The organism is Ruegeria sp. G12 (assembly GCF_056533565.1).
This window is the reverse complement of record NZ_JBQFOO010000010.1, coordinates 142333-166216: the sequence shown is the minus strand read 5'-3', so window position 1 is coordinate 166216 and position 23884 is coordinate 142333. Positions and strand designations below refer to the sequence as shown.

The window sequence follows — 23884 nt, the reverse complement described above, 5'->3', positions numbered from 1 at the left end:
CGTGAATGACGTGATCTTGGAAAAAATGCCAGTTATAACTTGGTCAAAATCAAAAATTGAGGCAGCGTGGCGCCATGGGCCGTCTGATCAAGTTCCTGATATATATCATTTGCCTGGGGTTCATCGGGCTGGTGGGCTATGCCTATCTCGGCCCGTTTTTCGGCGCGGATTTTTCGGCTCCGCAGGGCGAAATCCGCGAACCGGTCACGCTGGATGTCGACTAAGCACGCCTTGCTGGCGCTCTTTCTGGCCGGGCCGGCATTTGCGCAAGAGCCGCTGTCGGCCATCGACTGGCTGACGAATCCACCGGAAAACCTGCCCGGTACGGTGCTGCTTGAACCGCCCGTGGCCCAGAACGGCGGTCAGCCGGATGTTGAGGTCACGCCGCTTGAGGCGTTGTCGCAACCCTTGGGACTGGTGTCTTCGTCGGTGACGGGCCTGCCCGTGAATTTGTGGCAAGGCAGCGACCCCGAGCGTCTGGCCGAGCTGATTGCGCGCGTTCCTGTCAAGTACAACCCGGCCATGCAGCGCCTGCTGTTCACGCTGTTGCTGACCGAGGCACGGTCTCCCGGTGGGCCGGGTGCTGAAGAAATCCTGCTTCTGGCCCGCCTCGACCGTCTGATTCAGCTTGGCGCTGCGGACCCTGTTCAGTCGCTGGTGCAACTTGCGGGCCCTACAAATTCGCAAGAACGGTTCCGGCGCTGGTTTGACGCCACGCTTCTGACCGGAGACGAGGACCGCAGTTGTACCGCCCTGACCGCTCAGCCGCATCTGTCGGATGACTATGCCGCGCATATCTTCTGCAAGGCCCGACGGGGGGATTGGGCCTCGGCCGCGCTGACGCTTGAAGCGGCCCATGCGCTGGACATTCTGCCGCCCGAGGAACTGGACCTGCTGGACCGGTTCCTCAGCCCCGAACTGTTCGAAGATGCCGCGTACCTGCCGCAACCGGACAACCCCGACCCGCTCAGCTTTCGCCTGTTCGAAGCGATCGGGGAACGCCTGCCCTCTGCCCCGCTGCCGCGCGCGTTCGCCAACGCGGACTTGCGCGATGTAGCCGGGTGGAAAGCCCAGATCGAAGCAGCCGAGCGTTTGACCCGGATCGGCGCGCTGACGCCGAACCAGTTGCTTGGGCTTTACACCGAACGTGACCCGGCGGCGTCCGGCGCGGTTTGGGATCGGGTTGCAGCGGTCCAGCGATTTGAAAACGCGCTGAACACCCGCAACCCCGAGGCCATTGGCAAAGCCCTTCCCGGCGTTTGGCAACAGATGCGCAGCGTCGGGCTTGAGGTCGCCTTTGCTGAGCTGTTTGCCGAGCCGCTGTTTGACCTGACCCTTCCAATGCCGGACGCCGAAAATCTCCGCTGGCAGGTTCTGATGCTGTCCGACCTCTATGAACAGGCCGCTTTAGAGCCGCCCGACGCGTCGGTCGAAACGCAGTTTCTGGCCGCGCTGGCACAGGGCGATCCCGCCCGCGCGCCCTCACCTTCGCCAACGGCGGACGCGGTTGCCGAGGGGTTTGCCTGGGCCGCGCCGATACCATCCGACATTGAGGCCCTGCTGGCCAATGGGCAACTGGGCGAGGCCATTCTGGAAACCATGCACCTGTTCGCCCACGGCGCGCGCGGCAATCTGGTCGATTTGACCGCAGCCATCGCCACCTTGCGGCGTGTGGGGCTGGAAGACACCGCCCGGCGCGCGGCGTTGAACCTGCTGATCCTGCAGGACCGCCGGTTGTGACCGCCCCAGCCACACCAGACTTGTGGATATCCACTTTTCTTCAGGCGCAAGCCGCCGAGTTGGGCGCGGCCACCAACACGTTGCTGGCCTATGGGCGGGACCTGAAAGACTTTGCCGCTTGGTTGAAGCGCCGCAAGACCGGTTTTGATCAGGCCGACCGGGACCGGATTGAGGCCTACCTGATCGACTGCGACGCTCAGGGTCTGTCCCGATCCACCCGCGCGAGGCGATTGTCGGCGATTAAACAGTTGTACCGATTTGCGTTCGAAGAAGGCTGGCGCGAAACCAACCCCGCCATTCAAATCAAGGGGCCGGGCCGGCAGAAACGGCTGCCCAAAACGCTGGATGTGCCCGAAGTAGACCGGCTTCTGGCCGCCGCCCGCGAAACCGGGCGCAGCCAGTCGGATCGAGTGCGCAACACCTGCCTAATGGAACTGCTATATGCCACCGGCATGCGCGTGACCGAGCTTGTGTCGCTGCCGGTCTCATCTGCGCGGGGCGACCCGAGGATGCTGCTGGTTCTGGGCAAAGGCGGCAAGGAACGAATGGTTCCCCTGTCCCCGCCCGCCCGCGATGCGCTGGCGGATTGGCTGGAAACCCGCGACAAGGCCGAGGATCAGGCGGTCGAAAAAGGCGGGCAACGGTCCCGGTTCCTGTTTCCATCGCGAGGAAAATCCGGGCACCTGACGCGACACATGTTCTTTCACCTGATCAAGGAACTGGCTGTTCAGGGCGGCGTTTCCCCTGAAAAAGTCACCCCCCACACCCTGCGCCACGCCTTCGCAACGCATCTGCTGGCCAACGGTGCGGACCTGCGGTCGATCCAGACCCTGCTGGGTCATGCCGATGTCGCCACCACCGAAATCTACACCCATGTTCTGGATGAGCGGCTGGCCGAACTTGTGCTAGAGCATCACCCGCTGGCGAAAGACCCCGACACCAGGGGCTAACCCCTTGATCCGGCGGGGCCGCATCCCCATAACGGATGCACGAACTCGAACAAACAAGGACCGATGGAACCCACATCCTCTCTGATCGACGGCGCGTTCTGGCTTACCACAGGCGCCATTCTGCTTTTGCTTGTCCTGTCGGGCTTTTTCTCGGGATCAGAAACGGCTTTGACCGCATCGTCGCGCGGGAAGCTGCGCGCGCAAGCCGACAAGGGCTCTCGCGGGGCCAAGAAAGCGCTTGAGATTACCGATGACAACGAGCGGCTGATCGGCTCGGTCCTGCTGGGCAACAACCTTGTGAACATCCTCGCGGCCTCGCTGGCGACGGCGCTGTTCACCCGGCTATTCGGCGAAAGCGGCGTGGCGCTGGCCACGCTGGTCATGACCCTGCTGGTGCTGATCTTTGCCGAGGTTCTGCCCAAAACCTATGCCATCACCAACTCGGAAAAAGCCGCCGCCGCCGTTGCGCCGATCATCGGCGTTGTGGTCACCGTTTTCTCGCCCATTGTTGCTGCAGTGCGTCTATTGGTGCGCGGCGTTCTCAGCCTGTTTGGCGTCAAGATCGACCCCGACAGCAACATTCTTGCGGTGCGAGAGGAAATCGCCGGGGCGCTGCAGCTTGGCCATTCCGAAGGCGTGGTCGAAAAGGAAGACCGCGACCGCATCCTTGGCGCGCTTGATCTGGGCGACAGAGCGGTCGAGGAAATCATGTTGCACCGTTCGAATATCGAAATGATCGACGCTAGCGCACCGCCCGAGGATATTCTGGAACAATGTCTGGAAAGCCCTCATACCCGCCTGCCCGTGTTCCGGGATGAACCCGAAAACATTGTGGGAGTTGTACATGCCAAGGACCTGTTCCGCGCCATGTATGCGCAGGTGGGCGGTGCTGACGGGGATACGGACAAGCTGAAATCCTTTGACATTTCGAAGGTGGCGAATGATCCGTATTTCGTGCCCGAGACCACCACTCTGGACGATCAAATGCGGGAATTCCTGCGTATGCACAGCCATTTTGCGCTGGTCGTCGACGAATACGGCTCGCTGCGCGGGTTGATTACGCTGGAAGATATTCTGGAAGAAATCGTGGGCGAAATTGCCGACGAATTCGACATCGACGAAGAAGTTCCGGTCACGCGCACCGACGACGGTCAGTATCTGGTCGAAGGTGCCATGACGATCCGTGACGTGAACCGCGCGATGGAATGGTCCTTGCCGGATGATGAGGCCAACACGCTGGCCGGTCTGGTCATCCACGAGGCGCAGATGATCCCGGTGGTCGGACAGGTGTTTTCCTTCCACGGCTTCCGCTTCGAAGTAACCGCGCGCGAAGGCAACCGGATAACGGGCCTGAAGATTCGGCCTCTGTGACGAGTGGCGGCGCGGTCGCCGCCCTCCTGCGACATGTTTTGTCGGTTTTCGTCTTGCATCAATGGCCCTGCCGATCAGACTGGCCAAAAATCTGACGGAGGCAGCTATGAAACTGGAAACCCGCGTGGCGGTCATTGGCGGCGGTGTTGTTGGCTGCTCTGTCCTGTATCACCTGACGAAACTCGGCTGGTCGGACGTGATGCTGCTGGAACGGTCCGAGTTGACCAGCGGCTCGACGTGGCACGCGGCGGGCGGGTTTCATACGCTGAACGGCGACACCAATATGGCGGCGCTGCAGGGCTATACGATCCGTCTGTATAAGGAACTGGAAGAGATCACCGGCATGTCCTGCGGTCTGCACCATGTGGGCGGGGTGACGCTCGCTGACAATCAGGACCGGTTCGACATGCTGCTGGCCGAGCGTGCCAAGCACCGGTTCATGGGGTTGGAAACAGAAATCGTCGGCCCGGACGAGATCAGAAAGATTGCCCCGATCACCAATACCGACGGCATCATCGGCGCGCTCTACGATCCGCTGGATGGCCACCTTGACCCGTCCGGCACCACGCATGCCTATGCCAAGGCCGCGCGGATGGGCGGCGCGACCATCGAAACGCATTGCATGGTGCGCGAAACCAATCAGCGCGCGGATGGCACCTGGGATGTAGTCACCGACAAGGGCACAATCCACGCTGAACATATCGTCAACGCAGGCGGCCTTTGGGCGCGCGAGGTTGGTGCGATGGCGGGCATCTATTTCCCTCTGCACCCGATGGAGCACCAATACCTGGTTACGGACTCGATCCCCCAGATCGAGGCGATCATCGACGCGGGCGGAGAGCATCCGCATGTGATGGACCCTGCCGGGGAAAGCTATCTGCGGCAGGAAGGGCGCGGGTTGTGCATCGGCTTTTACGAACAGCCCTGCAAACCGTGGGCGGTCGATGGCACACCGTGGGAGTTCGGGCACGAACTGCTGCCCGACGACTACGACAAGATCACCGACAGTATCGAATTCGCCTATCGCCGTTTCCCGGTTCTGGCCGAGGCCGGTGTGAAATCGGTCATCCACGGGCCGTTTACCTTTGCGCCCGACGGCAACCCTCTGGTCGGGCCGGTGCCGGGGGTGCGGAACTACTGGTCCGCCTGTGGTGTCATGGCCGGGTTCAGTCAGGGCGGCGGGGTCGGGCTGACGCTGGCGCAATGGATGATCGAGGGCGAACCGGAACGCGACGTCTTTGCCATGGATGTCGCGCGGTTCGGCGATTGGATCAGCCCTGGCTACACCCGCCTCAAAGTGATCGAAAACTACCAAAAACGGTTCAGCGTCGCCTACCCGAACGAGGAACTGCCCGCCGCACGCCCAAACCGCACCACCCCGATGTACGACATCTTCAGCGACATGGGCGCGGTCTGGGGCCAACAATATGGGCTCGAGGTGCCAAACTACTTCGCGCAGGACAGTGAACCGGGTTATGAAACCCCGTCCTTCCGCCGCTCGGACGCGTTTGAGGCGACGGGTCGCGAAGTCCGGGCGGTCCGCGAGGGCGTCGGGATCAATGAGGTCCACAATTTCGGCAAATACCGCATAACCGGACCGGGCGCGCGCGACTGGCTGGACCAGATCATGGCCGGACGCATCCCTCAGCCGGGTCGAGTATCTCTGACCCCGATGCTGTCCCCCAAGGGCAAGCTAATCGGCGATTTCACCGTTTCCTGCCTGAGCGAGACTTGCTTCCAACTCACCGCTTCTTACGGCAGTCAGGCGTTCCACATGCGCTGGTTCCAGCAGAACGAGCAACCGGGTATGTCGGTCGAAAATATCTCGGACCGGCTGAACGGTTTCCAGATCGCAGGCCCAAAAGCCGCGGAGGTTCTGAGCGCCTGCACCCGCGAGGATGTTTCAATGCTGCGGTTTCTCGACGTGCGCCCCATGACCGTCGGCATGACCGACTGCATCGTGCAGCGGGTCAGCTACACCGGCGATCTGGGGTACGAGATTTACTGCGATCCGATGGCCCAGCGGCAATTGTGGTGGACTTTGTGGCAGGCCGGTGAACCTCATGGCATGATGCCGTTTGGCATGCGAGCCATGATGTCCTTGCGATTGGATAAGTTCTTTGGCTCGTGGATGCGGGAGTTTTCGCCCGACTACACGGCGGCGGAAACGGGGTTGGACCGGTTCATCTCATTCTCCAAAAACGCCGATTTCATCGGGCGCGCGGCGGCAGAGGCCGAACGTGCAGCCGGAACCACCCGCAAACTGGTCGCCTTTGACGTTGATGCAGACGACGCGGACGTGAACGCCTACGAGCCGATCTGGCTGGACGGCGCGGTTGTCGGGTTCTGCACGTCAGGCGGGTATTCTCATTTCGCCGGGAAATCCATCGCGATGGGGTTCCTGCCAACCGAACGCGCCGTCGATGGGCTGGAGGTGGAGATCGAAATCCTCGGCCAGATGCGCAAGGCCCGCGTGATTTCGACCCCTCTGTTTGACGCCGATGGCGCGCGTATGAGGGGATGACTTCCCAAATCGACAAGGGCATCTTGGCGGGATGAGCGAGATACCCGTTATCCTTCTGGCCGCCGGTCAATCGCACCGCATGGGCGGGACGGACAAGCTGATGCAAGAAGTCAGCGGTATGCCACTGATCCGGCGTTCCGCAATTGCAGCCAGTGCCATTGGCCCGGTGATCGTCGCCTTGCCCCCGGCCCCTCACCCGAGGCACGACGCCCTTTGTGATCTTGGGGTCCTAAGGGTACCAATCCCCGACGCTGCCGAAGGGATGAACGCCAGCCTGCGCGGGGCGCTAGCGCATGTTCCACAAGACGCCCCGGCAATGATGGTGCTGCTGGCGGATCTGCCGGACCTAACCCCCGGGGATCTGACCGCCGTCCTGCGATCCCGCATAACGCACCCAGACCGCCTGATCTGGCGCGGCGCAACCGAAGACGGCAAACCCGGTCATCCTGTCCTGTTTGATCAAAGCCTGATTGGCGAGTTGTCCCGATTACAGGGCGATGACGGCGCGCAAGCCGTGGTGTGGGCCCATAAGGACCAGGTCCATCTCCACCACCTGCCCGGACGCAACGCGCTGCTGGACCTCGACACGCCCGAAGACTGGGCGGCTTGGCGCGCGGGTCGCGCCCCTTAAATGAACACGGCCCGGTCGTTTCCGACCGGGCCGGTTGCCCAACACAGGACTACCACTTTTCACCAATCCCAAAAGCACAACCAGATCACCACGCAGGTGTACTGGTCAATCCGCTGCTGAACCGAAACAAGACCCCCTCGTTAACATGCCGCTAGCGCTTTTTAGACTGAGCTAGCCGTCGGCACCCCCTAGCGCCTTCGACTCCCCCTTACTTGGGCAAAATCATCCTCACCGATCCGAGGTTTCGAAACAACGTAAAATTGGAGGAAACGGGTAAGTTTGACGAAAGGTGTTTGGCATTTGCGCAACATCTTGCCAGATGAAACACTACTTTAAGGAGAGTTTCATTTTTGAGCGCGCAACAATAACAGCCAATATGCGCAAACTTTTGCTCTGCATTGAAAACAAAAGGAGAGGTTTAACGGTGACCCTCTAAAGATACGCGCAACTGCATACAATCCAAAGATGAACTGCCCAAACCACCCAAGGGCACCGCCTCGTTTGTCAACTAAACTGATTTAATTCAACGTTTTTGAAAATTTGACACCGATTTCGGCAACAATTCTCCGATTCGGATGCCAAAATTACGGCGAAACGAACGAATCCACGATCGTCACCGTCGCCACAGGACAGGGCCTTTGTGGCGAAATTAAGATTTCTTAATGGAGCAGTCAGGAAAGACTCAGCTTTGACGGGCATCTCCGTATCAACGCGCGGCTGCAATCGCGCGGTACATACAGGAGACACACATGAGCATCCGTAAATCCCCGCTTCTTTTGCCGCGCACGTCCAACTGGGTCGGCGCCGGTGCATTAGGGGCAGCCATGCTGGCCACGACCGCCCTGCCCTCGATGGCGGATGAGGCGCTGGCCGATCTGGTCGAAAGCGTCTCGCCTTCGGTCGTGACCATTATCGCCGAACAGAACGCCGCGCCTGCACCCGCGCAGGGGCAGAATTTCGATTTCGAAGGACACCCGTTCGGAGAGTTCTTCAAACGCTTTGGCGGCCCGGAAGGGTTCAATACGCCCCAGCGCGGCCCCGCGCAGGGTCTGGGTTCAGGCTTCGTTCTGGATGAGGCCGGTTACATCATCACCAACCACCACGTGGTCGACAACGCCTCGGTCATCACGGTTCGGCTGAACGATGACCGCACATTCGAGGCCGAGGTGATCGGCACCGACCCGCTGACCGATATCGCCGTGCTGAAAATCGACGCCGGTGAAACCCTGCAGGCCGTTGAAATGGGTGACAGCGAAGTCATCCGCGTTGGCGAAGATGTGGTGGCCATCGGCAACCCGTTCGGCTTGAACTCGACCGTGACCACCGGCATCGTTTCAGCCAAGGGTCGCAACATCTCGCAGGGGCCCTACGCCGAGTTTATCCAGACCGATGCGGCCATCAACAAAGGCAACTCGGGCGGTCCGCTGTTCAACATGGAAGGCGAAGTGATCGGCGTGAACTCGGCCATTTACTCGCCCAGCGGCGGTTCGGTCGGGCTGGGTTTTGCGGTGACATCGAACATCGTCGAACATATCGCAGCCGACCTGCGCGATGATGGTCAAGTCAGCCGCGGCTGGCTGGGTGTCTCGATCCAGAATGTCAGCCCGGAACTTGCCGCAGCACTGGGGATCGACACGTCCGCAGGGGCGTTGGTGGCCGAAGTCGTCTCGGGCAGCCCGGCAGATGGCGTGCTGCAGCAGGGCGATGTGATCCTGACGTTCAACGACGAGGATGTCGATTCAAGCAGCGACCTGCCCTTGCTGGTCGGCACCACCAAGGTGGGCACCGACAGCACGGTAACCGTCCTGCGCGACGGCAAGCAACAACAGCTTGAGCTGACGATCGGTCAGTATCAGACGGCCTCGGCCGACACGGATACCGCTGTCGACGCCAACGTCTCGGGCACATCCCTGGGCGTCACCGTCGCCCCCCTGACCGACGCGTCCCGCGCCGAGATGGGTGTTGGTGAAAACATCGACGGCGTGGTCGTGACCGAGCTGAAGCCCGACAGCCCTGCCGCCAAAGCAGGCCTGCAACGCGGCGACGTGATCGTGAAACTGGGCAACCAGGACACCTTTACGCCGGATGCGCTGAAGGCGGCGCTGGACAGCGAAAAGACTGATCCGGCCCTGGTGCTGATTAATCGCGGCGGCAACCAGATCTTTGTTGCGGTGGAAGTCGCCTAAACGAAGACCCGCGCGTGCCACTTGATGGGGAAATCTGGCGCGCGCCTCCCCGGCGGTTTGACTTGTCCGCGATCCGCCGGGTTGCCGGGTGCGTTCTCCGCACCCGGCAAGAGCTTTGGTAAATCATGTGCTTTGACTGAATTTTGTGTTTAAATCCCGGTAGAAAGGAACCCGCATCATGAGCCGACGTCTGCTTATCGTTGAAGATGACGAAGATACTCGGGACTTCATCGCCAAGGGTTTTAGCGAAGAAGGCTATGTGGTCGAGGTCGCCGCAGATGGCCGCGAGGGTCTGTATCACGCGACCGATGGCGGGTTCGACGCGGTCGTGCTGGACCGGATGCTGCCGGGCCTGGACGGGCTTTCGCTGATCAAATCCATGCGGGCTGCGGGGCTAAAAACCCCAGTTCTGATGCTGACCGCGATGAGCGCGGTGGATGAGCGGGTCAAGGGCCTGCGGTCCGGCGCCGACGACTATCTGGTAAAGCCGTTTTCGTTTCAGGAATTGCACGCCCGGATCGAGGCGTTGCTACGCCGCCCGCAGGAATCCGAGGAAACACCGACGCTCACCTGCAAAGACCTTGAGATGGACCTGCTCACCCGCAAGGTCACCCGCGACGGGCGCGAGATCACGCTGACCCCGCGCGAGTTTCAGATCCTCGAATTCTTCCTGCGCCGCAAGAACCGCGTCGTGTCGCGCACGATGTTGCTGGAGGGCGTCTGGGACTACCATTTCGACCCCAACACCAATGTCGTGGACGTACATATCTCAAAGCTGCGCCGTCAGTTGGATGAGGGCGGAGAGATGCCTTTGATTGAAACCGTAAGGGGTGCGGGTTACATGATGTCTGATGGATAACCTGCGGCTTTCCCTGAATAATTCACGAACAAGGCTCGTCGTCGCCAGTATGGTGCTTAGTACCTTTCTGACGGCGACAGTTTTGGCTTTGGTCTATGTGACCGCCAATCGCAGCATTGAATCCGAGACCCGCTCGGTCGTGTCGGCGGAACTGACCGGGCTGGCGGATGAATACGAACGGCGCGGATTGATTGGCCTGATCACGGCCATTGAGCGCCGCCTGCCAAGCGCGTCGGAACGGGACGCGATGTACCTTTTGACGGACCGAAACGGCACGTCACTGGTCGGCAACCTGAAAAGCTGGCCCGCGAACATCGCGGCGGGCAGCGGCTGGGTTGAACTGGACGTGCGGCGCGCGGACAATGATCAACTGGTGCCGGTCTCGGCCGCCTCCATCCGGCTAGCTGGCGGAGAGCGCCTGCTGGTGGGCCGCGACGCGGTTGCCCGCCAGCAGTTCGACCGAGTTCTCTTGCGCTCGGTGGCTTTGGCTTTGGGAATCGCATTGGTTCTGAGCGTTCTGACTGGCTGGCTGTTCACGCGGCTTGTCTTTTCGCGGCTGTCCGACATTGCCAGCACCGCCGAGAACATCGTCTCGGGCGATCTGTCCCGGCGCATGCCCCTGCGGGGAACCGGGGATGAGTTCGATCAGGTCGCGGGAACGCTGAACAACATGCTCGACCGGATCGAGGAACTGATCAGCAACCTGCGCACCACGTCGAACTCAATCGCGCATGACCTGCGGTCGCCCCTGTCCCGCCTGCGGCAACGGGTCGAGGCCCTGTCCGATCCGGGCAAAAGCGATCTGGACCGCGAGGTCGACATCGCCCGCGCGACCGGGGAAATCGACCATGTTCTGCGGGTTCTGGGGCAGCTCACCGATATCTCACGGGCCGAGGCCGGTCTGGGGCGTGAGCAGTTTGAAGAGGTCGATTTACAACAACTGGTCGGCGATGTCGTCGAACTCTACGATCCCGTGGCGGCGGACAAGGGCATCACGCTTGAGGTCTCGGGGCAGGCCGAACCGATCCAGGGCCACCGCCCCCTGCTGTCGCAGGCACTGTCCAACCTGTTGGAAAATGCGATGCGCTATGCACCGCAGGATACGGCGATCACGATCTCAATCGCCCGTGACAATGAATTCACCCGCCTGAGTGTCCGTGATCGGGGCCCCGGCGTGCCCGAGAAAGACCTGCAACACCTGCAAATGCCTTTCGTCACCCTCGATCCGGCCCGAACCGAGCGCAACGCCGGTCTTGGGCTGGCGCTGGTGGCCGCCATTTCGCGCATGCATGGCGGGGCGTTTTCGGCGCGCAACTGCGATCCGGGGCTTGAGACGACGATCAAGCTGGCAAACCAGCCCTAGGTCGGAACACCTTTGATCGCCATCGTCTTGTTTTTATAGCGTTTATCCGATGTCACATCCGCGCCGAACCAGTCAGGCGGCTGGAAACCCAGCGCCTCGGGTTCGGAGGTGAATTCCACCTCGACCAGACATAGCGGCGCGAGATCTCCCTGAAACACATCCAACTCAAACGTTCGACCATCCGGCAATTGGCTGGTAAACCGTTCCTTCTCAACCCGGCGGCCCTCGGTTTCCGGCCAGAACGTCTGGAACTGCTCGTGGGACATTTCGGCCTCACGCTCGACCCGAACCAGCCCCCCTGCACCTTTGAGGGTCAGGAAATAACGCTCACCCTTCTCGCGCAGGCGCAGTTCAGTCGAGTCGTCTGGCGCCGTTAGATAACCCTGACGCACCACCGCCTTATCCGCGCCTTCCAGATCCGGAAGGCGTGCTACCAGAAACTTACGCTCAATTTCCGTGCTCATTTGGACGAAGTCACTCCGTTTTCAAGTTCGTCAAACAGCGCCTGATAGGCCGCGCTGGCGGCGCTGCGCCGGGCATAGGTGCTTACCGGCGCGCGGTGTTGACCCATCTTTTCGATATCCGCCGCAAATGGGATTGCCGTCTGCAGAAAGCGCTTGCGGTATAGCTTTCGCATCTTTTTCATCGTTTCCTGATGCAAAACCTTGCGCACCTGCACCATCGAGAAAAAGGCGCGCAGCTTTTTCTTGCGCAAATTGTGCTCGGCGAAGAAGCTGACCAATTGATCGAAAGTCCGCTCGGACAGGGTTGTCGGAATGACGGGCACAACGATTTCATCGGCGGCTTTGAAGATGTTCTCGGACAGGGTCGAGAAGTTGGGCGGGCAGTCCAGAATGATCACGTCATAATCGCTCCCAGCCGCGATCAGAGCCTTTTTCAGACGCGATCGCTTGTTCCGCATCCGGGACAAGAAGACATCGAAATCTCGGAATGTCAGATTCGCGGGAAGCACATCCAGCCCTTCGAAATCGCTCGCCCGGATCGCATTTGTAAACCGTTTGACGTCTTCAAAAAATCGGGCATCCGTCAGCTTTTTCGAAGGCTTGACCCGAAAGTAAAACCCAGACGCGCCCTGCGGATCAAGATCGCACAGCAGAACCTGTTGACCCGCCTGCGCATAGGCATACGCCAAATTCACCGAGGTCGCGGTTTTGCCAACACCGCCCTTGTTGCTGTAACAGGCAATGATCTTCATCCATCACTCCTTTTCATCGTGAAACAGGCTGCGGAAAAGCTGCCGGATGTTCGGGCTGTCGAACTGCTGGAAATTCGCAATCACGCGCCCACGTTCTGCCTTTTGGCGCTGATCCAGCACCGCAATCAGCCCGCCTGCAGCCAGGCCAAGCTGGGCCTCGACCCGGCCCTGGGCGTCGCTTTGCTGTGATATGAAATCCAGCAGCGCCTCTTGTTGGACGGAATAGTCGTTGAAAAGACCAAGGTTATCCTGCAGTTTTTTCAGTGGCTTGATGATCGACTTGAAACCTTTGACATCGAACAACGGGGCAAAGAACTCCATCAGATAGCGCAGCTTCTTGCAGTCAATCCGCAGGTCGTGCACGACTTGATCCGGCGTCTCCTCAGAGATGCTGCGGGCCAGTTTGCAGACCTTGCGGTATCGTTTCCGTATCAGGGCGCAGGCATAGTCATACGCAGCGCGGTTTGCGTTTGGCCCCGACTCTACCGTGTCGGCGTCTTTGAACAGGTGGGCGAGGTCTTCCATGGCGGCATTGTAAGCCTCACTGCGTAACCGGCGGGACAGGCGGGATAACTCTTGCGCCCTTTCTTTCTCGAACCGGTTGAACATCACCTGCACACCAGCATAAAGGTTCGGCGGTATAAGGCTGAAATACATGTCCTTTTCCAGCAGATACACATCCAGGTCGCGCAACCGGCCGGTCGCCGCCATCAGGTCGGAAAAGACCCGTTTCAATTCAGCCGTTTGGTGGTCTGAGAAGACCCCTTTGAACAGGCTCAGAACCGAGCGAATGCGCCGCAGGGACACGCGATAATCGTGCAGGAATTCAGTATCAATGTCGGCAATCACGCCGCTTTCGTTTTGGCGCGCAACAGACAGATATGTATGGATAATGTCCGTCGCCACTTGTATCGAAGGCTCATCCTTGCCCAAGGGGATTTCGGGTTTGGCCTGATAAGGCTCCGTACCCGGGAAAAGCCCCCGAAACACCCCCTCGATCACGCCATTGTCCGCAGACAATCCTTCGAGCACGCCGTGAACTTCGGCAAAAGCCCGGTCATACCCCCTCAGCTTCTGAATTCGAATGATCGTGACCTGCCCGGTGTCCGATCTGATTGTTAGCAACTGACCGCGCACTTGCGTTTTTTGCAGGTCGTCCAGAATGGACAGGGCATTTTCCTCGATCTCACCCGCCCCAATCACCATCAGGGCGCGCAAGGTTGGAAACCCTTTCAACGCATCGCATACTGGGCCAGAGGGCAAGTCCTGCACGAAGCGACCAGCACCCTTCGCCCTTTGAACCCACGTCTGGCCATTGGCCTGCAGCAATTTCAGGGTCCCGGCAGCCTCGATAAGAACCCTGCCGGTTTTGCGCAGAGACTGATCGTGACAGTCCAGAAACCGGCACGGTTTGGGCGCTGTCGGCGCTTCCGTCCGAATAGACATATTCGTCAGCGAGCCAGCAAAAGCTGCTTCATCAAACACGCCCGGGATGACAAAGAACCCGTCTGTTTTTCGCATTACGACGTGCCCTTCCCCGAAGCCTCAAGATAGTCTTGACCGATCTTACGAACGCTCGTTCCCGTTTCAATCGCCCGCAGAATGGGCGCGATGGGGTATTATCATCCAACCTGAGCATCTTGTCTTCGACATCCGGACCTCGGTTGACTGCGTGAAGTCATGAAATCGCAATTCCCACACATCGGCAAGATGATTTAAACGAGCGCGAACCGTATGCGCGGATGACACTCGACCGACGGCCCGCTAAGACAAGCGTATGTCCAATCCTGTCTCATCCATCCGAAATCTTGGCCCGGCCTTTGAACAGGCCTGCGCCCGCGCCGGTATCCACTCTGCCGAAGACTTGCGCGAGTTGGGTGCGGATGCAGCCTATGCCCGGTTGCTGCAAGCTGGGACCAGGCCGCATTTCATTGGCTACTACGTTCTGGTAATGGGCCTGCAGGGACGCCCGTGGAACGACTGTAAGGGCGATGAGAAAAAGGCGTTGCGCCAAAGGTTTGACGCCATCAAGGCCAACACCCGCCCTGCCCCGCAAAGCAAGATGATCTCGGATCTGGACGCTGTTGGCGTGCGCGTGTCTCCGGGCGATCTCAAGCCGGTCTAGGCACGAAAAAGGCCGCCCCCGGCAGGAGCGGCCCCATCTGTTCCGACGAAGGAAGGCTTAGCCGACCAGTTCGATGCCCGAGAAGAAGTACGCGATCTCAACCGCAGCCGTTTCCGGCGCGTCCGAACCGTGAACCGAGTTTTCACCAACCGATTCAGCGAACTCGGCGCGGATGGTGCCGGGGGCTGCATCTGCGGGGTTGGTTGCGCCCATGACTTCGCGGTTCTTGGCAATGGCACCTTCGCCTTCCAGAACCTGAACAACGACCGGAGCCGACGACATGAATTCGCACAGTTCGTCATAGAACGGACGCTCGGCGTGCACGTCATAGAACTTGCCCGCTTGCGCTTTGGTCATGTGGATGCGCTTTTGCGCGACGATGCGCAGGCCGGCTTCTTCGAACTTGGCGTTGATCTTGCCAGTCAGGTTGCGGCGGGTTGCATCGGGTTTGATGATCGAGAATGTGCGTTCCAGTGCCATGTCGGCCTCTCCTTACAATGTGGCGCGGGAGCGCGCCGAAATCCATCGCGCGCCGCCTAACATGGTCTGCGGCGTATGAAAAGCACTATGATGTGTGATGGCTCAGATCGTATCGGGCAACGGATCGCGCAGATCGACCCAGCGCACGTAGAGGATCGCCAGAAGGCCAATGAAACTGCTGATGCACATCATGCCCAGAACAAGATACGGCCCGTTCTGAGGGCTGACGAACGCACCGGTCATCGAGGTCAGAACCGCCCCCAGCGCCACGATCATCGCGCCCGACAACCCCGCCGCGCTGCCCGCAAGTTTCGGGCGCACCGACATGACGCCTGCCGAGGCATTGGCGTTGGTCAGTCCGTTCCCGAAACCCACGCAAATGGCCGACCCAAAGAACACCCAGACTGAGCCCATGTCGGCCAGAAACAACAACAGCCCGCAGAACGGCCCGGTCGAGGCCACGATCCGCCCGATCAGGATCATCGTTGTCAACTGTGTACGCGCCGCGATACGCCCGGTGATGAAGTTGCCGACCATAAAGCCGCCGGTGATGATCCCGATGCCAAGGCCGAGCATTGCCGGGCTCAGGTCGAACCACGCGGCGGCCACCAGTGGCGCACCGGTGATGAAGCTGAAGAAGGCCCCGATCGAAAAGGCGGCGCATAGCGCATAGCCCCAAAACCGGCGGGCGCGGAACAGATGAGGGTATTCGCGAAGCTGGGCGGCAAAGGTTGAGGATCGGTTGGTATTCGTCTCGCCCATGTCGATCCAAAGCAGCGCGAACATGCCGGTCCCGAAGACCAGATACAGCACGAACCCCGCGCGCCAGCCAAACAGCGTGTCGAGCGCCCCGCCCAGCATCGGCCCCAGCATCGGGGCCAGCGCCATGGCCATTGCGACGTAGCCCAGCTTGCTAGCTGCCTCATTCGGCGGGTACCGGTCGCGGATCGACGCGCTGGACAGAACCGGCCCCGCCACCACCGCCGCCTGCAGCAGACGGAACCCGAGGAAAACCCAAATCGATTCAGCCAGCACGCACCCTAGCGAAGCGAAGGCGAAGAGACCCATCCCGATCAGCAGGATGGGCCTGCGTCCGAACCGGTCCGACAACGGTCCGAGGATCAATTGCAAAACTGCGGACACGCCCAGATAAGCAGCGATGGACAGGTTCACCAGCGCGTAATCAACCTGAAAATCCGCGCTCATCCGAGCCAGCGATGGCAAGAACATATTCAGCGACAGCACCGACAGCGCCGTGGCGAAAATGAGCGTAACCAGCGAAGGGGGCGATTGAGCCGCGCGCATGACAGGAACCAACGAAAATCCGAACCGGATCAGCGCTATCACATCGTCCGCGTATTGAACATGCCACCTCTGCGCCCTGAACATGCCCAGCCGCTGGCGGGCCGCCGCATGCTCTGTTAAGAGCGCCCCATGTTACGGATCGAGGATATCACATACACCGTCGAAGGCCGCCCTCTGTTTGACGGGGCCAGCGCCACGATTCCCGATGGCCACAAGGTGGGTCTGGTGGGGCGCAACGGTACCGGCAAGACCACGCTGTTCCGCCTGATCCGGGGCGAACTGGCGCTGGAATCGGGCAATATCTCGGTCCCGAAACGCGCGCGCATCGGCGGGGTCGCGCAAGAGGTGCCCTCGTCCGATGTCTCGCTGATCAACACCGTTCTGGCCGCCGACACCGAACGTGCCGCCCTGATGGCCGAGGCGGATGTTGCCGAAGACCCCGCGCGCATCGCCGAGATCCAGACCCGTTTGGCCGATATCGACGCCTGGTCTGCCGAGGCGCGCGCGGCATCGATCCTCAAAGGGTTGGGCTTTGACGACGAAGATCAGCTGAAACCCTGTTCGGATTTCTCGGGCGGCTGGCGGATGCGCGTGGCGCTGGCGGCGGTGCTGTTTGCGCAGCCCGACCTGCTGCTGCTGGACGAACCGACCAACTATCTGGACCTCGAAGGCGCGCTGTGGCTGGAAAGCTATCTGGCGAAGTACCCGCATACGGTCATCATCATCAGTCACGACCGAGGGCTGCTGAACCGCGCCGTGGGCTCGATCCTGCATCTGGAAGATCGCAAGCTCACCTACTACGCGGTGCCTTACGACAAGTTCGCCGAGCGCCGCGCCGAACGTCTGGCGCAGGTGGAATCCGAGAACGCCAAGGCCAAGGCCCGCATCGCACATCTGCAAAGCTATGTGGACCGCTTCCGCTATAAGGCGTCCAAGGCGGTTCAGGCCCAGTCGCGTCTGAAGATGATCGAACGCATTCAGCTGGTCTCGACCCCGCAAGAGGCCGCCCTGCGTGCCTTCACCTTCCCCACGCCCGAGGACCTGTCGCCGCCGATCATCCAGCTTGAGGGCGGTGTGACCGGCTATGGCGAAACCGAGGTGCTGCGCCGTTTGAACCTGCGCATCGATCAGGACGACCGCGTCGCGCTGTTGGGCAAGAACGGTCAGGGCAAATCGACCCTCTCCAAACTGCTGTCGAACCGCCTGCCGCTGATGGCGGGCAAGATGACCCGCAGCAACAAGCTGCGCATCGGCTATTTCGCGCAGCATCAGGTGGATGAGCTGTATGTAGACGAAACCCCGCTGGACCACCTGCGCCGCCTGCGCCCCGATGAAGCCCCCGGCAAGTGGCGCTCGCGTCTGGCCGGGTTCGGTTTGAACGCGGATCAGGCCGAGACCGAAGTCGGGCGTCTGTCGGGCGGACAAAAGGCGCGGCTGTCGCTGCTGATCGCCACCATCGACGCGCCGCATATGCTGATCCTCGATGAACCGACCAACCACCTGGACATCGAAAGCCGCGAGGCGCTGGTCGAGGCGCTGACCGCCTATTCCGGCGCGGTCATTCTGGTCAGCCACGACATGCACCTGCTGTCGCTGGTGGCGGACCGGCTGTGGCTGGTCTCGGACGGGACGGTCAAGCCGTTCGACGGAGACCTCGAGGCCTATCGCGCCATGCTGCTGGCCCGCGACAAGCCGGTAAAGGAAAAGCCAGCGGCCAAGCCCAAGCGCCCGTCGCGCGACGCGATGCTGGCCCTGCGCGCCGACCTGCGCAAATGCGAGGACCGGATCGAAAGGCTGATGGATATGCACGAGAAACTCTCGGCCAAGCTGGCGGACCCGACGCTGTACGAAGACGACAAGATCAACGATCTGGAAACCTGGAACCGAAAGTTCGCCGAAGTCACCGAGGCGATGCAAAAGGCCGAGGCCCTGTGGGTCGCAGCAGCCGAGCGGCTTGAACAAGCAGAGAATGCAGCATGAACGACACCGCCTTCCTGATAACCTCGTTCACCACGCTGTTGGTGGTGATCGACCCCCCGGCGCAAACACCGATCTTTGTGGCGCTGACCCAGGGCATGGACCGGCAAATGCGCCGCGTGATCGCCATCCGCGCCTGTCTGACCGCCGCCGGGATTCTCGCCATGTTCGCCGCCTTTGGCGAGGCGGTGCTGGGCTTCATCGGCATCTCGATGGAAGCGTTCCGCGTGGCAGGCGGCGTGCTGCTGTTCCTGACCGCGCTCGACATGCTGTTCGAGCGCCGCACCAAACGGCGCGAAAACAGCGCCGAAGAAGAAGAACACCCTGATCCCTCGGTCTTTCCCCTTGGCATCCCCTTGATCGCAGGCCCCGGCGCGATTGCCACCATGATCCTGTTGGCCGGTCAGACGCCGGGGATCGAGGGGCTGGCCATTGTCATCGGCATGATGCTGATCGTGGTGGCGATGGTCTTTGTGACTTATCTGACCTCGGGCGCGGTGGCGCGGCTGTTGGGCAAGACCGGGCTGAACGTGTTGACCCGTCTGCTGGGTATGCTGCTGGCCGCACTGTCGGTTCAGTTCATTCTGGATGGCCTCAAGGCCTTTGGTTTTGCATCCTGAATTCCCATATCGAGGGCATAAGAGCTTTTTCCGGGTGACGGTATGGATGGTTATGAAATCGGGCGTTTGACCTATCTGGTTGTGCTGGGCGCGGTCCTGCTGATGTGGTTCTTCACCCACAACCGACAGTCGCTGGGCAAGACCCTGCAGCAGGTTCTGGCCTGGGTGTTTATCTTCATCGGCGTTATTGCAGTAGTGGGCCTGTGGGACGATATCCGCTCGACCGTTGGCACCACGCCTCAGATGGCGGTGACGGGAAACACCATTGAGGTGCCCCGCGCTTTTGACGGGCATTATTACTTGCCGCTGCTGGTGAACGGAGAGCCGATCACCTTTCTGGTCGACACCGGGGCCAGCCAGATCGTGCTCAGCGCGCAGGACGCCGAGCGCGTTGGGATCGACCCCGACCAGTTGAACTATATCGGCCGCGCCTCGACCGCAAATGGCATTGTGCGCACAGCCCCGGTCCGCTTGGACAGCCTTGCGCTGGGTCCGATCCGGGACACCGGTATTTCGGCTTGGATCAATGAAGGTGAATTGGACAAATCTCTGCTCGGCATGGATTACCTGCATCGGTTTTCCAATGTTCAGTTCGCTGATGGCCGGTTGATTTTGTCCCGCTAGGCGCGGTCACATCTTGAGAACAAAGTGAGAACATGATAGCGTTGGGCCATGTCTGCTCAGCTTCTTGGTCAAAAGCCTGCGCGCGCCGCGCCCGGGTTGACGCTTCATACCGGGATCACCCTGCAATTGGGCCGCGTGCACGAGGCCTGCGGCCCTGCTCGGCGCAGCTTTGCCATGTGGCTGGCCGGTCAGGCGCAGGGGCCGGTTCTGTGGATTTCCCCCGCGTGGGAGCCCGGCCAGTTGAACCCCGACGGGATGATGCCCTTTGCCGATCCCGCCCGGTTTATCTTCGTCCGCCCCAACCGCGCCGAAGACCTGCTGTGGTGCATGGAAGAGGCACTGCGCAGCGGGGCCATCCCGCTGATCATCGGCGACCTGCCCGGTGCGCCGGGGCTGACGCCGGTGCGCCGGATGCATCTGGCCGCTGAACAGGGTGGTGCGATGGGGCGGCCTCCGCTGGGGGTGTTGCTGACCCCCGGCGATGGCGGCGCGCAAGGGGTTGAGACGCGCTGGCACATGGCTGCCGCCCATCAGGCCGAGGCGCGACGCTGGACCCTGACCCGCCGCCGCGCCCGCGCCCTGCCCCCGGTCACGTGGCACGCCACCCAGACCAGACCGCGCGCCGGGCTGAACCTGACGCGGGCCGGAGCCGAGGATGTTTTGGCGTGATCCCTGCACCCGATCACGCAAGAAGTGACTGGCCAACGCCCTGCCCGCCCCCTAGCGTCACGGCATGAGCCATCCGATCCATGAAAGCCGCTATTCCTGGCTACGCCTTCTGATTACGCTCGCCATCGCCACGGTGGCGAATGTGGGCATGTGGGCGGTCATTGTGGTGATGCCTGCGGTCGAGGCCGAGTTCGGAGCCGGACGTGCCGAGGCCTCAATGCCCTACACCCTCGCCATGATCGGTTTCGCGCTGGGGAATATGTGGCTGGGGCAACTTGTGGACCGGCTGGGCGTGACCAAGGCGCTGATCGGTGCCGCAATCCTGAGCGCCATCAGCTACCTGCTGGCGACGCTGGCCCCGAACATCGCGATGCTCTCTGCGGCGCATCTGCTGCTAGGGCTGGGAACAGCCGTAGGCTTTGGGCCCCTGATCGCCGATATCTCGCACTGGTTCCTACGCCGACGCGGGATCGCTGTGGCGCTGGTGGCCAGCGGCAACTACCTGTCCGGGGCGATCTGGCCCACGATGCTGTCGGACATCCTGGCGCGCGATGGTTGGCAGCAGGTCTATCTGACGCTGGCTGTACTGACACTGATCGTCGTCATCCCTCTGTCGCTGCTCCTGCGCCGTCAGGTCCCGGTCGAGGCTCACAGCACCGCCGCCGCAACCGCGCAAATCAATGCCCGCAGCGTGGGGATTTCACCTCGCGCGCTGCAATACATCCTCGGGATAGCAGGGATCGGCTGCTGCGTTGCAATGTCGATGCCGCAGGTTCATATCGTGTCGTACTGCGTGGGTCTGGGATACGGCCCAGCGGTTGGGGCCGAGATGCTGTCGCTGATGCTGTTGGGCGGCGTGGTCAGCCGCATTATCTCGGGCCTTGTCGCGGATCGGCTTGGAGGTGTCCTGACGCTTCTGATCGGATCGATCCTGCAGTGCATCGCCCTGTTTCTGTTCCTGCCCTATGACGGGATGGTACCGCTTTACATCATCAGCCTGCTGTTCGGTCTGGCGCAGGGCGGCATCGTCCCCAGCTATGCGCTGATCGTGCGTGAATACATGCCACCACAAGAGGCTGGCGCGCGGGTCGGTTTTGTCATGATGATGACCATTCTCGGCATGGCTCTGGGCGGCTGGATGTCGGGCTGGATTTACGACGTCACCGGCAGCTACCAACTGGCCTTCGTGAACGGCATCCTCTGGAACGGCCTGAACATCGCCATCGTTTTGACGCTGTTGAAACGGTCTCGACCCAAAGAACATGAGGTACTCGCATGAGCACAGTGAACAGGCGCGCCGTCATCGCAGGGCTTACCGCCCTTCCCCTGTCCCGGCCCGCTCAGGCGGCGGTGACGCCTTATGTGCTGTCGACCGATGGCACGAAGGTCGGCTTTACCTTTGTTCTGTCGGGCATCCCTCAGACAGGATACATGCCGGTCCAGTCTGCGGACATCAAGATTGACACCCGACGCCTGCAGAACAGTCAGGTCGAGGTTGTTTTGGACGTCAGCAAAGCCCAGACCAAACTGCCCTTTGCCCGGTCGCCGATGCTGGGGCAAACGGTGCTGGACGCGGAAAGCCATCCGACAATCCGCTTTGTCTCAACCGATGTGCAACTGGGGCCCGGGGGGCGGATTTCGGACGGGGCCCGGATCAGCGGCGATCTGACGGTTCGCGGTGTGACCCGGCCGATCACGTTGGACGCCAGCCTCTACCGCCCACCGGGCACGTCGGCAGATGATCTGGACCAATTGAGCATAAGACTGACCGGCGCACTGAACCGGCATGACTTTGGCGCTTCGGGCTATGACGATCTGGTGCGCGAAACCGTCGGTCTGGACATCCACGCCAAAATCCTTTCGGCGGAATAGACGGCGATTGACAAAAAACGACGCGATAAAGTCGAATAGGCGCGTGCATCCCGCCCCGATATCGTCACCCTGACCCCCATGCGAACGATCATTTCCTTTGCCGCCCTTTTCCTTTCCGTCATTCTGCTGCAGCTTTCGACCGGAGGTGTGGGGCCGCTGGATGCGATCTCGGGCCTGACGCTGAACTTCTCGACCGAGCAGATCGGTCTGCTGGGATCGGCGCATTTCCTTGGGTTTTTTATCGGCTGCTGGTGGGCGCCCCGGCTGATGGGCAGCGTGGGCCATTCGCGTGCTTTCGCAGTCTGCACGGCGTTGGGAGCGATGGGCCTGCTGGGTCATACCTTGACCGAAAACCCATATATATGGGCTGCCCTGCGCATCGCCTCGGGCACTTGTGTCGCCGGGAGTTACACGGTGATCGAGGCCTGGCTGAACGCCAAGGTCACAAACGAGACGCGCGGGCGTGCCATGGGCACTTATCGTATCGCGGATATGGGCGCGTCGCTATGCGCACAGCTGATCATCGCGGTGCTGCCGCCCGCCTCTTACGTGTCGTATAACCTGCTGGCGATCCTGTGCTGCGCCTCGCTGCTGCCGCTGACTCTGACCCGCGCCAGCCAGCCCGCCACACCTGATGCGCCTCGCCTGCGGCCCAAACTGGCCTGGACCAGTTCACCACTGGCGGTCGCCGGTGTGATCGTCGCCGCGCTCAGTTCCGCGTCGTTCCGGATGGTCGGCCCCATCTACGGGCAAGAGGTCGGTCTGGGCGTTGATCAGATCGCCTTCTTCCTCGCGTCATTCGTCCTGGGCGGCGCGCTGGCGCAATACCCGCTTGGCTGGCTGGCCGACAAGTATGACCGGCGTTGGGTGCTGATCTGGCTGTCGGCAGCGGCAGTGCTGAGTTGCGGTATCACCATGGCCGCCAGCGGCACCGGAACCCTTGGCGTCATGCTGGCGGCGGGCGTGTTTGGGCTGACCACCTTTCCGATCTTTTCGGTCTCATCGGCCCATGCCAACGACTTTGCCACCACCGAGCAGCGGGTCGAACTGTCGGCAGCGCTGATGTTCTGGTATGCGCTGGGGGCGATCGCCTCGCCCTACGTCTCATCCACGCTGATCACACAGTTCGGCCCCGGCGCTCTGTTTGCCTTTGTCGCCATGGGTCACGTCTTTCTGATCCTGTTCGGTCTGGCCCGAATGCGCTCGCGCCCGACACCGGACGAACGCACGCATTATGTGTATGCGCCGCGCACCTCGTTCCTGATCGGTCGGCTGCTGAACCGGTCGCGCGAAGGGCGTTAGGCAAGGAAATCCAAACGCGGGGTTTTGCTGGGCAGTGACTTCATGTAGACGGGCGCGCAGACAGACACGC

The 23884-nt window shown here is 61.2% G+C and carries 22 protein-coding genes; 17 read left to right on the top strand and 5 right to left on the bottom strand.

The window, feature by feature from the left end; translation table 11 throughout:
- Positions 1 to 74: 74 nt before the first annotated feature.
- From ACR0JN_RS19890 to ACR0JN_RS19850, 9 genes are all read left to right on the top strand, one after another.
- Entirely contained in the window at positions 75 to 224 is a 150-nt protein-coding gene (locus tag ACR0JN_RS19890; protein WP_480610367.1) for a hypothetical protein, read from the top strand.
- A complete protein-coding gene (locus ACR0JN_RS19885) occupies positions 214 to 1740 on the top strand; it encodes a hypothetical protein (RefSeq protein WP_480888236.1) in 1527 nt (508 codons plus the stop codon). The genes ACR0JN_RS19890 and ACR0JN_RS19885 overlap by 11 nt, the downstream gene beginning before the upstream one ends.
- Positions 1737 to 2690, top strand: coding sequence for a tyrosine recombinase (locus tag ACR0JN_RS19880; protein WP_480888234.1), 954 nt, complete (start codon positions 1737 to 1739; stop codon positions 2688 to 2690). Before ACR0JN_RS19885 ends, ACR0JN_RS19880 begins: the two co-directional genes overlap by 4 nt.
- Before the next feature lie 63 nt (positions 2691 to 2753).
- Positions 2754 to 4061: an HlyC/CorC family transporter gene (locus ACR0JN_RS19875; protein WP_480888233.1), complete on the top strand. Its 1308-nt coding sequence runs from the start codon at positions 2754 to 2756 to the stop codon at positions 4059 to 4061.
- 106 nt (positions 4062 to 4167) lie between these two features.
- Positions 4168 to 6585, top strand: coding sequence for a GcvT family protein (locus ACR0JN_RS19870; protein ID WP_480888232.1), 2418 nt, complete (start codon positions 4168 to 4170; stop codon positions 6583 to 6585).
- A 31-nt stretch (positions 6586 to 6616) separates the two neighbouring features.
- Positions 6617 to 7216, top strand: a complete 600-nt coding sequence (locus ACR0JN_RS19865; RefSeq protein WP_480888231.1) for a nucleotidyltransferase family protein — start codon at positions 6617 to 6619, stop codon at positions 7214 to 7216.
- A 749-nt stretch (positions 7217 to 7965) separates the two neighbouring features.
- Positions 7966 to 9402 carry a DegQ family serine endoprotease gene (locus tag ACR0JN_RS19860; protein ID WP_480888230.1) on the top strand — a complete coding sequence of 479 codons (1437 nt, stop codon included), beginning with the start codon at positions 7966 to 7968 and terminating at the stop codon, positions 9400 to 9402.
- A gap of 178 nt (positions 9403 to 9580) precedes the next feature.
- Positions 9581 to 10261 carry a response regulator transcription factor gene (locus tag ACR0JN_RS19855; protein ID WP_480888229.1) on the top strand — a complete coding sequence of 227 codons (681 nt, stop codon included), beginning with the start codon at positions 9581 to 9583 and terminating at the stop codon, positions 10259 to 10261.
- Between the two features lie 82 nt (positions 10262 to 10343).
- Positions 10344 to 11624, top strand: a complete 1281-nt coding sequence (locus ACR0JN_RS19850; RefSeq protein WP_480888228.1) for a sensor histidine kinase — start codon at positions 10344 to 10346, stop codon at positions 11622 to 11624.
- Here the strand turns inward: ACR0JN_RS19850 and ACR0JN_RS19845 are convergent.
- Genes ACR0JN_RS19845 through ACR0JN_RS19835 form a run of 3 tightly spaced genes read right to left on the bottom strand, consistent with a single transcriptional unit; the run spans position 11621 to position 14361 of the window.
- Positions 11621 to 12088, bottom strand: a complete 468-nt coding sequence (locus ACR0JN_RS19845) for a CYTH domain-containing protein (RefSeq protein ID WP_480888227.1) — start codon at positions 12086 to 12088, stop codon at positions 11621 to 11623. The two genes, ACR0JN_RS19850 and ACR0JN_RS19845, sit on opposite strands and share 4 nt — an antisense overlap.
- Positions 12085 to 12840: a ParA family protein gene (locus ACR0JN_RS19840; protein ID WP_480817983.1), complete on the bottom strand. Its 756-nt coding sequence runs from the start codon at positions 12838 to 12840 to the stop codon at positions 12085 to 12087. Before ACR0JN_RS19840 ends, ACR0JN_RS19845 begins: the two co-directional genes overlap by 4 nt.
- A gap of 3 nt (positions 12841 to 12843) precedes the next feature.
- A complete protein-coding gene (locus tag ACR0JN_RS19835; RefSeq protein WP_480888226.1) occupies positions 12844 to 14361 on the bottom strand; it encodes a CHAD domain-containing protein in 1518 nt (505 codons plus the stop codon).
- Between the two features lie 256 nt (positions 14362 to 14617).
- Between ACR0JN_RS19835 and ACR0JN_RS19830 the strand changes: the two genes are divergently transcribed.
- Positions 14618 to 14965 carry a TfoX/Sxy family protein gene (locus ACR0JN_RS19830; protein WP_480817981.1) on the top strand — a complete coding sequence of 116 codons (348 nt, stop codon included), beginning with the start codon at positions 14618 to 14620 and terminating at the stop codon, positions 14963 to 14965.
- Between the two features lie 57 nt (positions 14966 to 15022).
- Here ACR0JN_RS19830 and ndk read toward each other — a convergent pair whose 3' ends face one another.
- Both ndk and ACR0JN_RS19820 read right to left on the bottom strand, forming a co-directional pair.
- Positions 15023 to 15445 carry a nucleoside-diphosphate kinase gene (ndk, locus tag ACR0JN_RS19825; RefSeq protein ID WP_008757405.1) on the bottom strand — a complete coding sequence of 141 codons (423 nt, stop codon included), beginning with the start codon at positions 15443 to 15445 and terminating at the stop codon, positions 15023 to 15025.
- A gap of 102 nt (positions 15446 to 15547) precedes the next feature.
- Positions 15548 to 16750 carry a multidrug effflux MFS transporter gene (locus ACR0JN_RS19820; RefSeq protein ID WP_480888225.1) on the bottom strand — a complete coding sequence of 401 codons (1203 nt, stop codon included), beginning with the start codon at positions 16748 to 16750 and terminating at the stop codon, positions 15548 to 15550.
- 129 nt (positions 16751 to 16879) lie between these two features.
- Between ACR0JN_RS19820 and ACR0JN_RS19815 the strand changes: the two genes are divergently transcribed.
- The 7 genes from ACR0JN_RS19815 to ACR0JN_RS19785 all read left to right on the top strand — a co-directional run bounded on the left by ACR0JN_RS19815 (position 16880) and on the right by ACR0JN_RS19785 (position 23814).
- Entirely contained in the window at positions 16880 to 18730 is a 1851-nt protein-coding gene (locus tag ACR0JN_RS19815; protein WP_480888224.1) for an ABC-F family ATP-binding cassette domain-containing protein, read from the top strand.
- Positions 18727 to 19347 carry a MarC family protein gene (locus ACR0JN_RS19810; RefSeq protein ID WP_480817978.1) on the top strand — a complete coding sequence of 207 codons (621 nt, stop codon included), beginning with the start codon at positions 18727 to 18729 and terminating at the stop codon, positions 19345 to 19347. Before ACR0JN_RS19815 ends, ACR0JN_RS19810 begins: the two co-directional genes overlap by 4 nt.
- Before the next feature lie 42 nt (positions 19348 to 19389).
- Positions 19390 to 19971: a retropepsin-like aspartic protease family protein gene (locus ACR0JN_RS19805; RefSeq protein WP_480817977.1), complete on the top strand. Its 582-nt coding sequence runs from the start codon at positions 19390 to 19392 to the stop codon at positions 19969 to 19971.
- A gap of 48 nt (positions 19972 to 20019) precedes the next feature.
- Positions 20020 to 20640 carry an ImuA family protein gene (locus ACR0JN_RS19800; RefSeq protein WP_480888222.1) on the top strand — a complete coding sequence of 207 codons (621 nt, stop codon included), beginning with the start codon at positions 20020 to 20022 and terminating at the stop codon, positions 20638 to 20640.
- A 64-nt stretch (positions 20641 to 20704) separates the two neighbouring features.
- Complete coding sequence (locus tag ACR0JN_RS19795) at positions 20705 to 21919, top strand: MFS transporter (protein WP_480888221.1); 1215 nt, start codon at positions 20705 to 20707, stop codon at positions 21917 to 21919.
- On the top strand, positions 21916 to 22512 hold the full coding sequence (locus tag ACR0JN_RS19790) for a YceI family protein (RefSeq protein ID WP_480888220.1): 597 nt from the start codon (positions 21916 to 21918) through the stop codon (positions 22510 to 22512). The genes ACR0JN_RS19795 and ACR0JN_RS19790 overlap by 4 nt, the downstream gene beginning before the upstream one ends.
- 78 nt (positions 22513 to 22590) lie before the next feature.
- The gene (locus ACR0JN_RS19785; protein ID WP_480888219.1) at positions 22591 to 23814 is read left to right on the top strand and encodes an MFS transporter; all 1224 of its coding nucleotides are present in this window, start codon (positions 22591 to 22593) and stop codon (positions 23812 to 23814) included.
- Positions 23815 to 23884 lie beyond the last annotated feature (70 nt).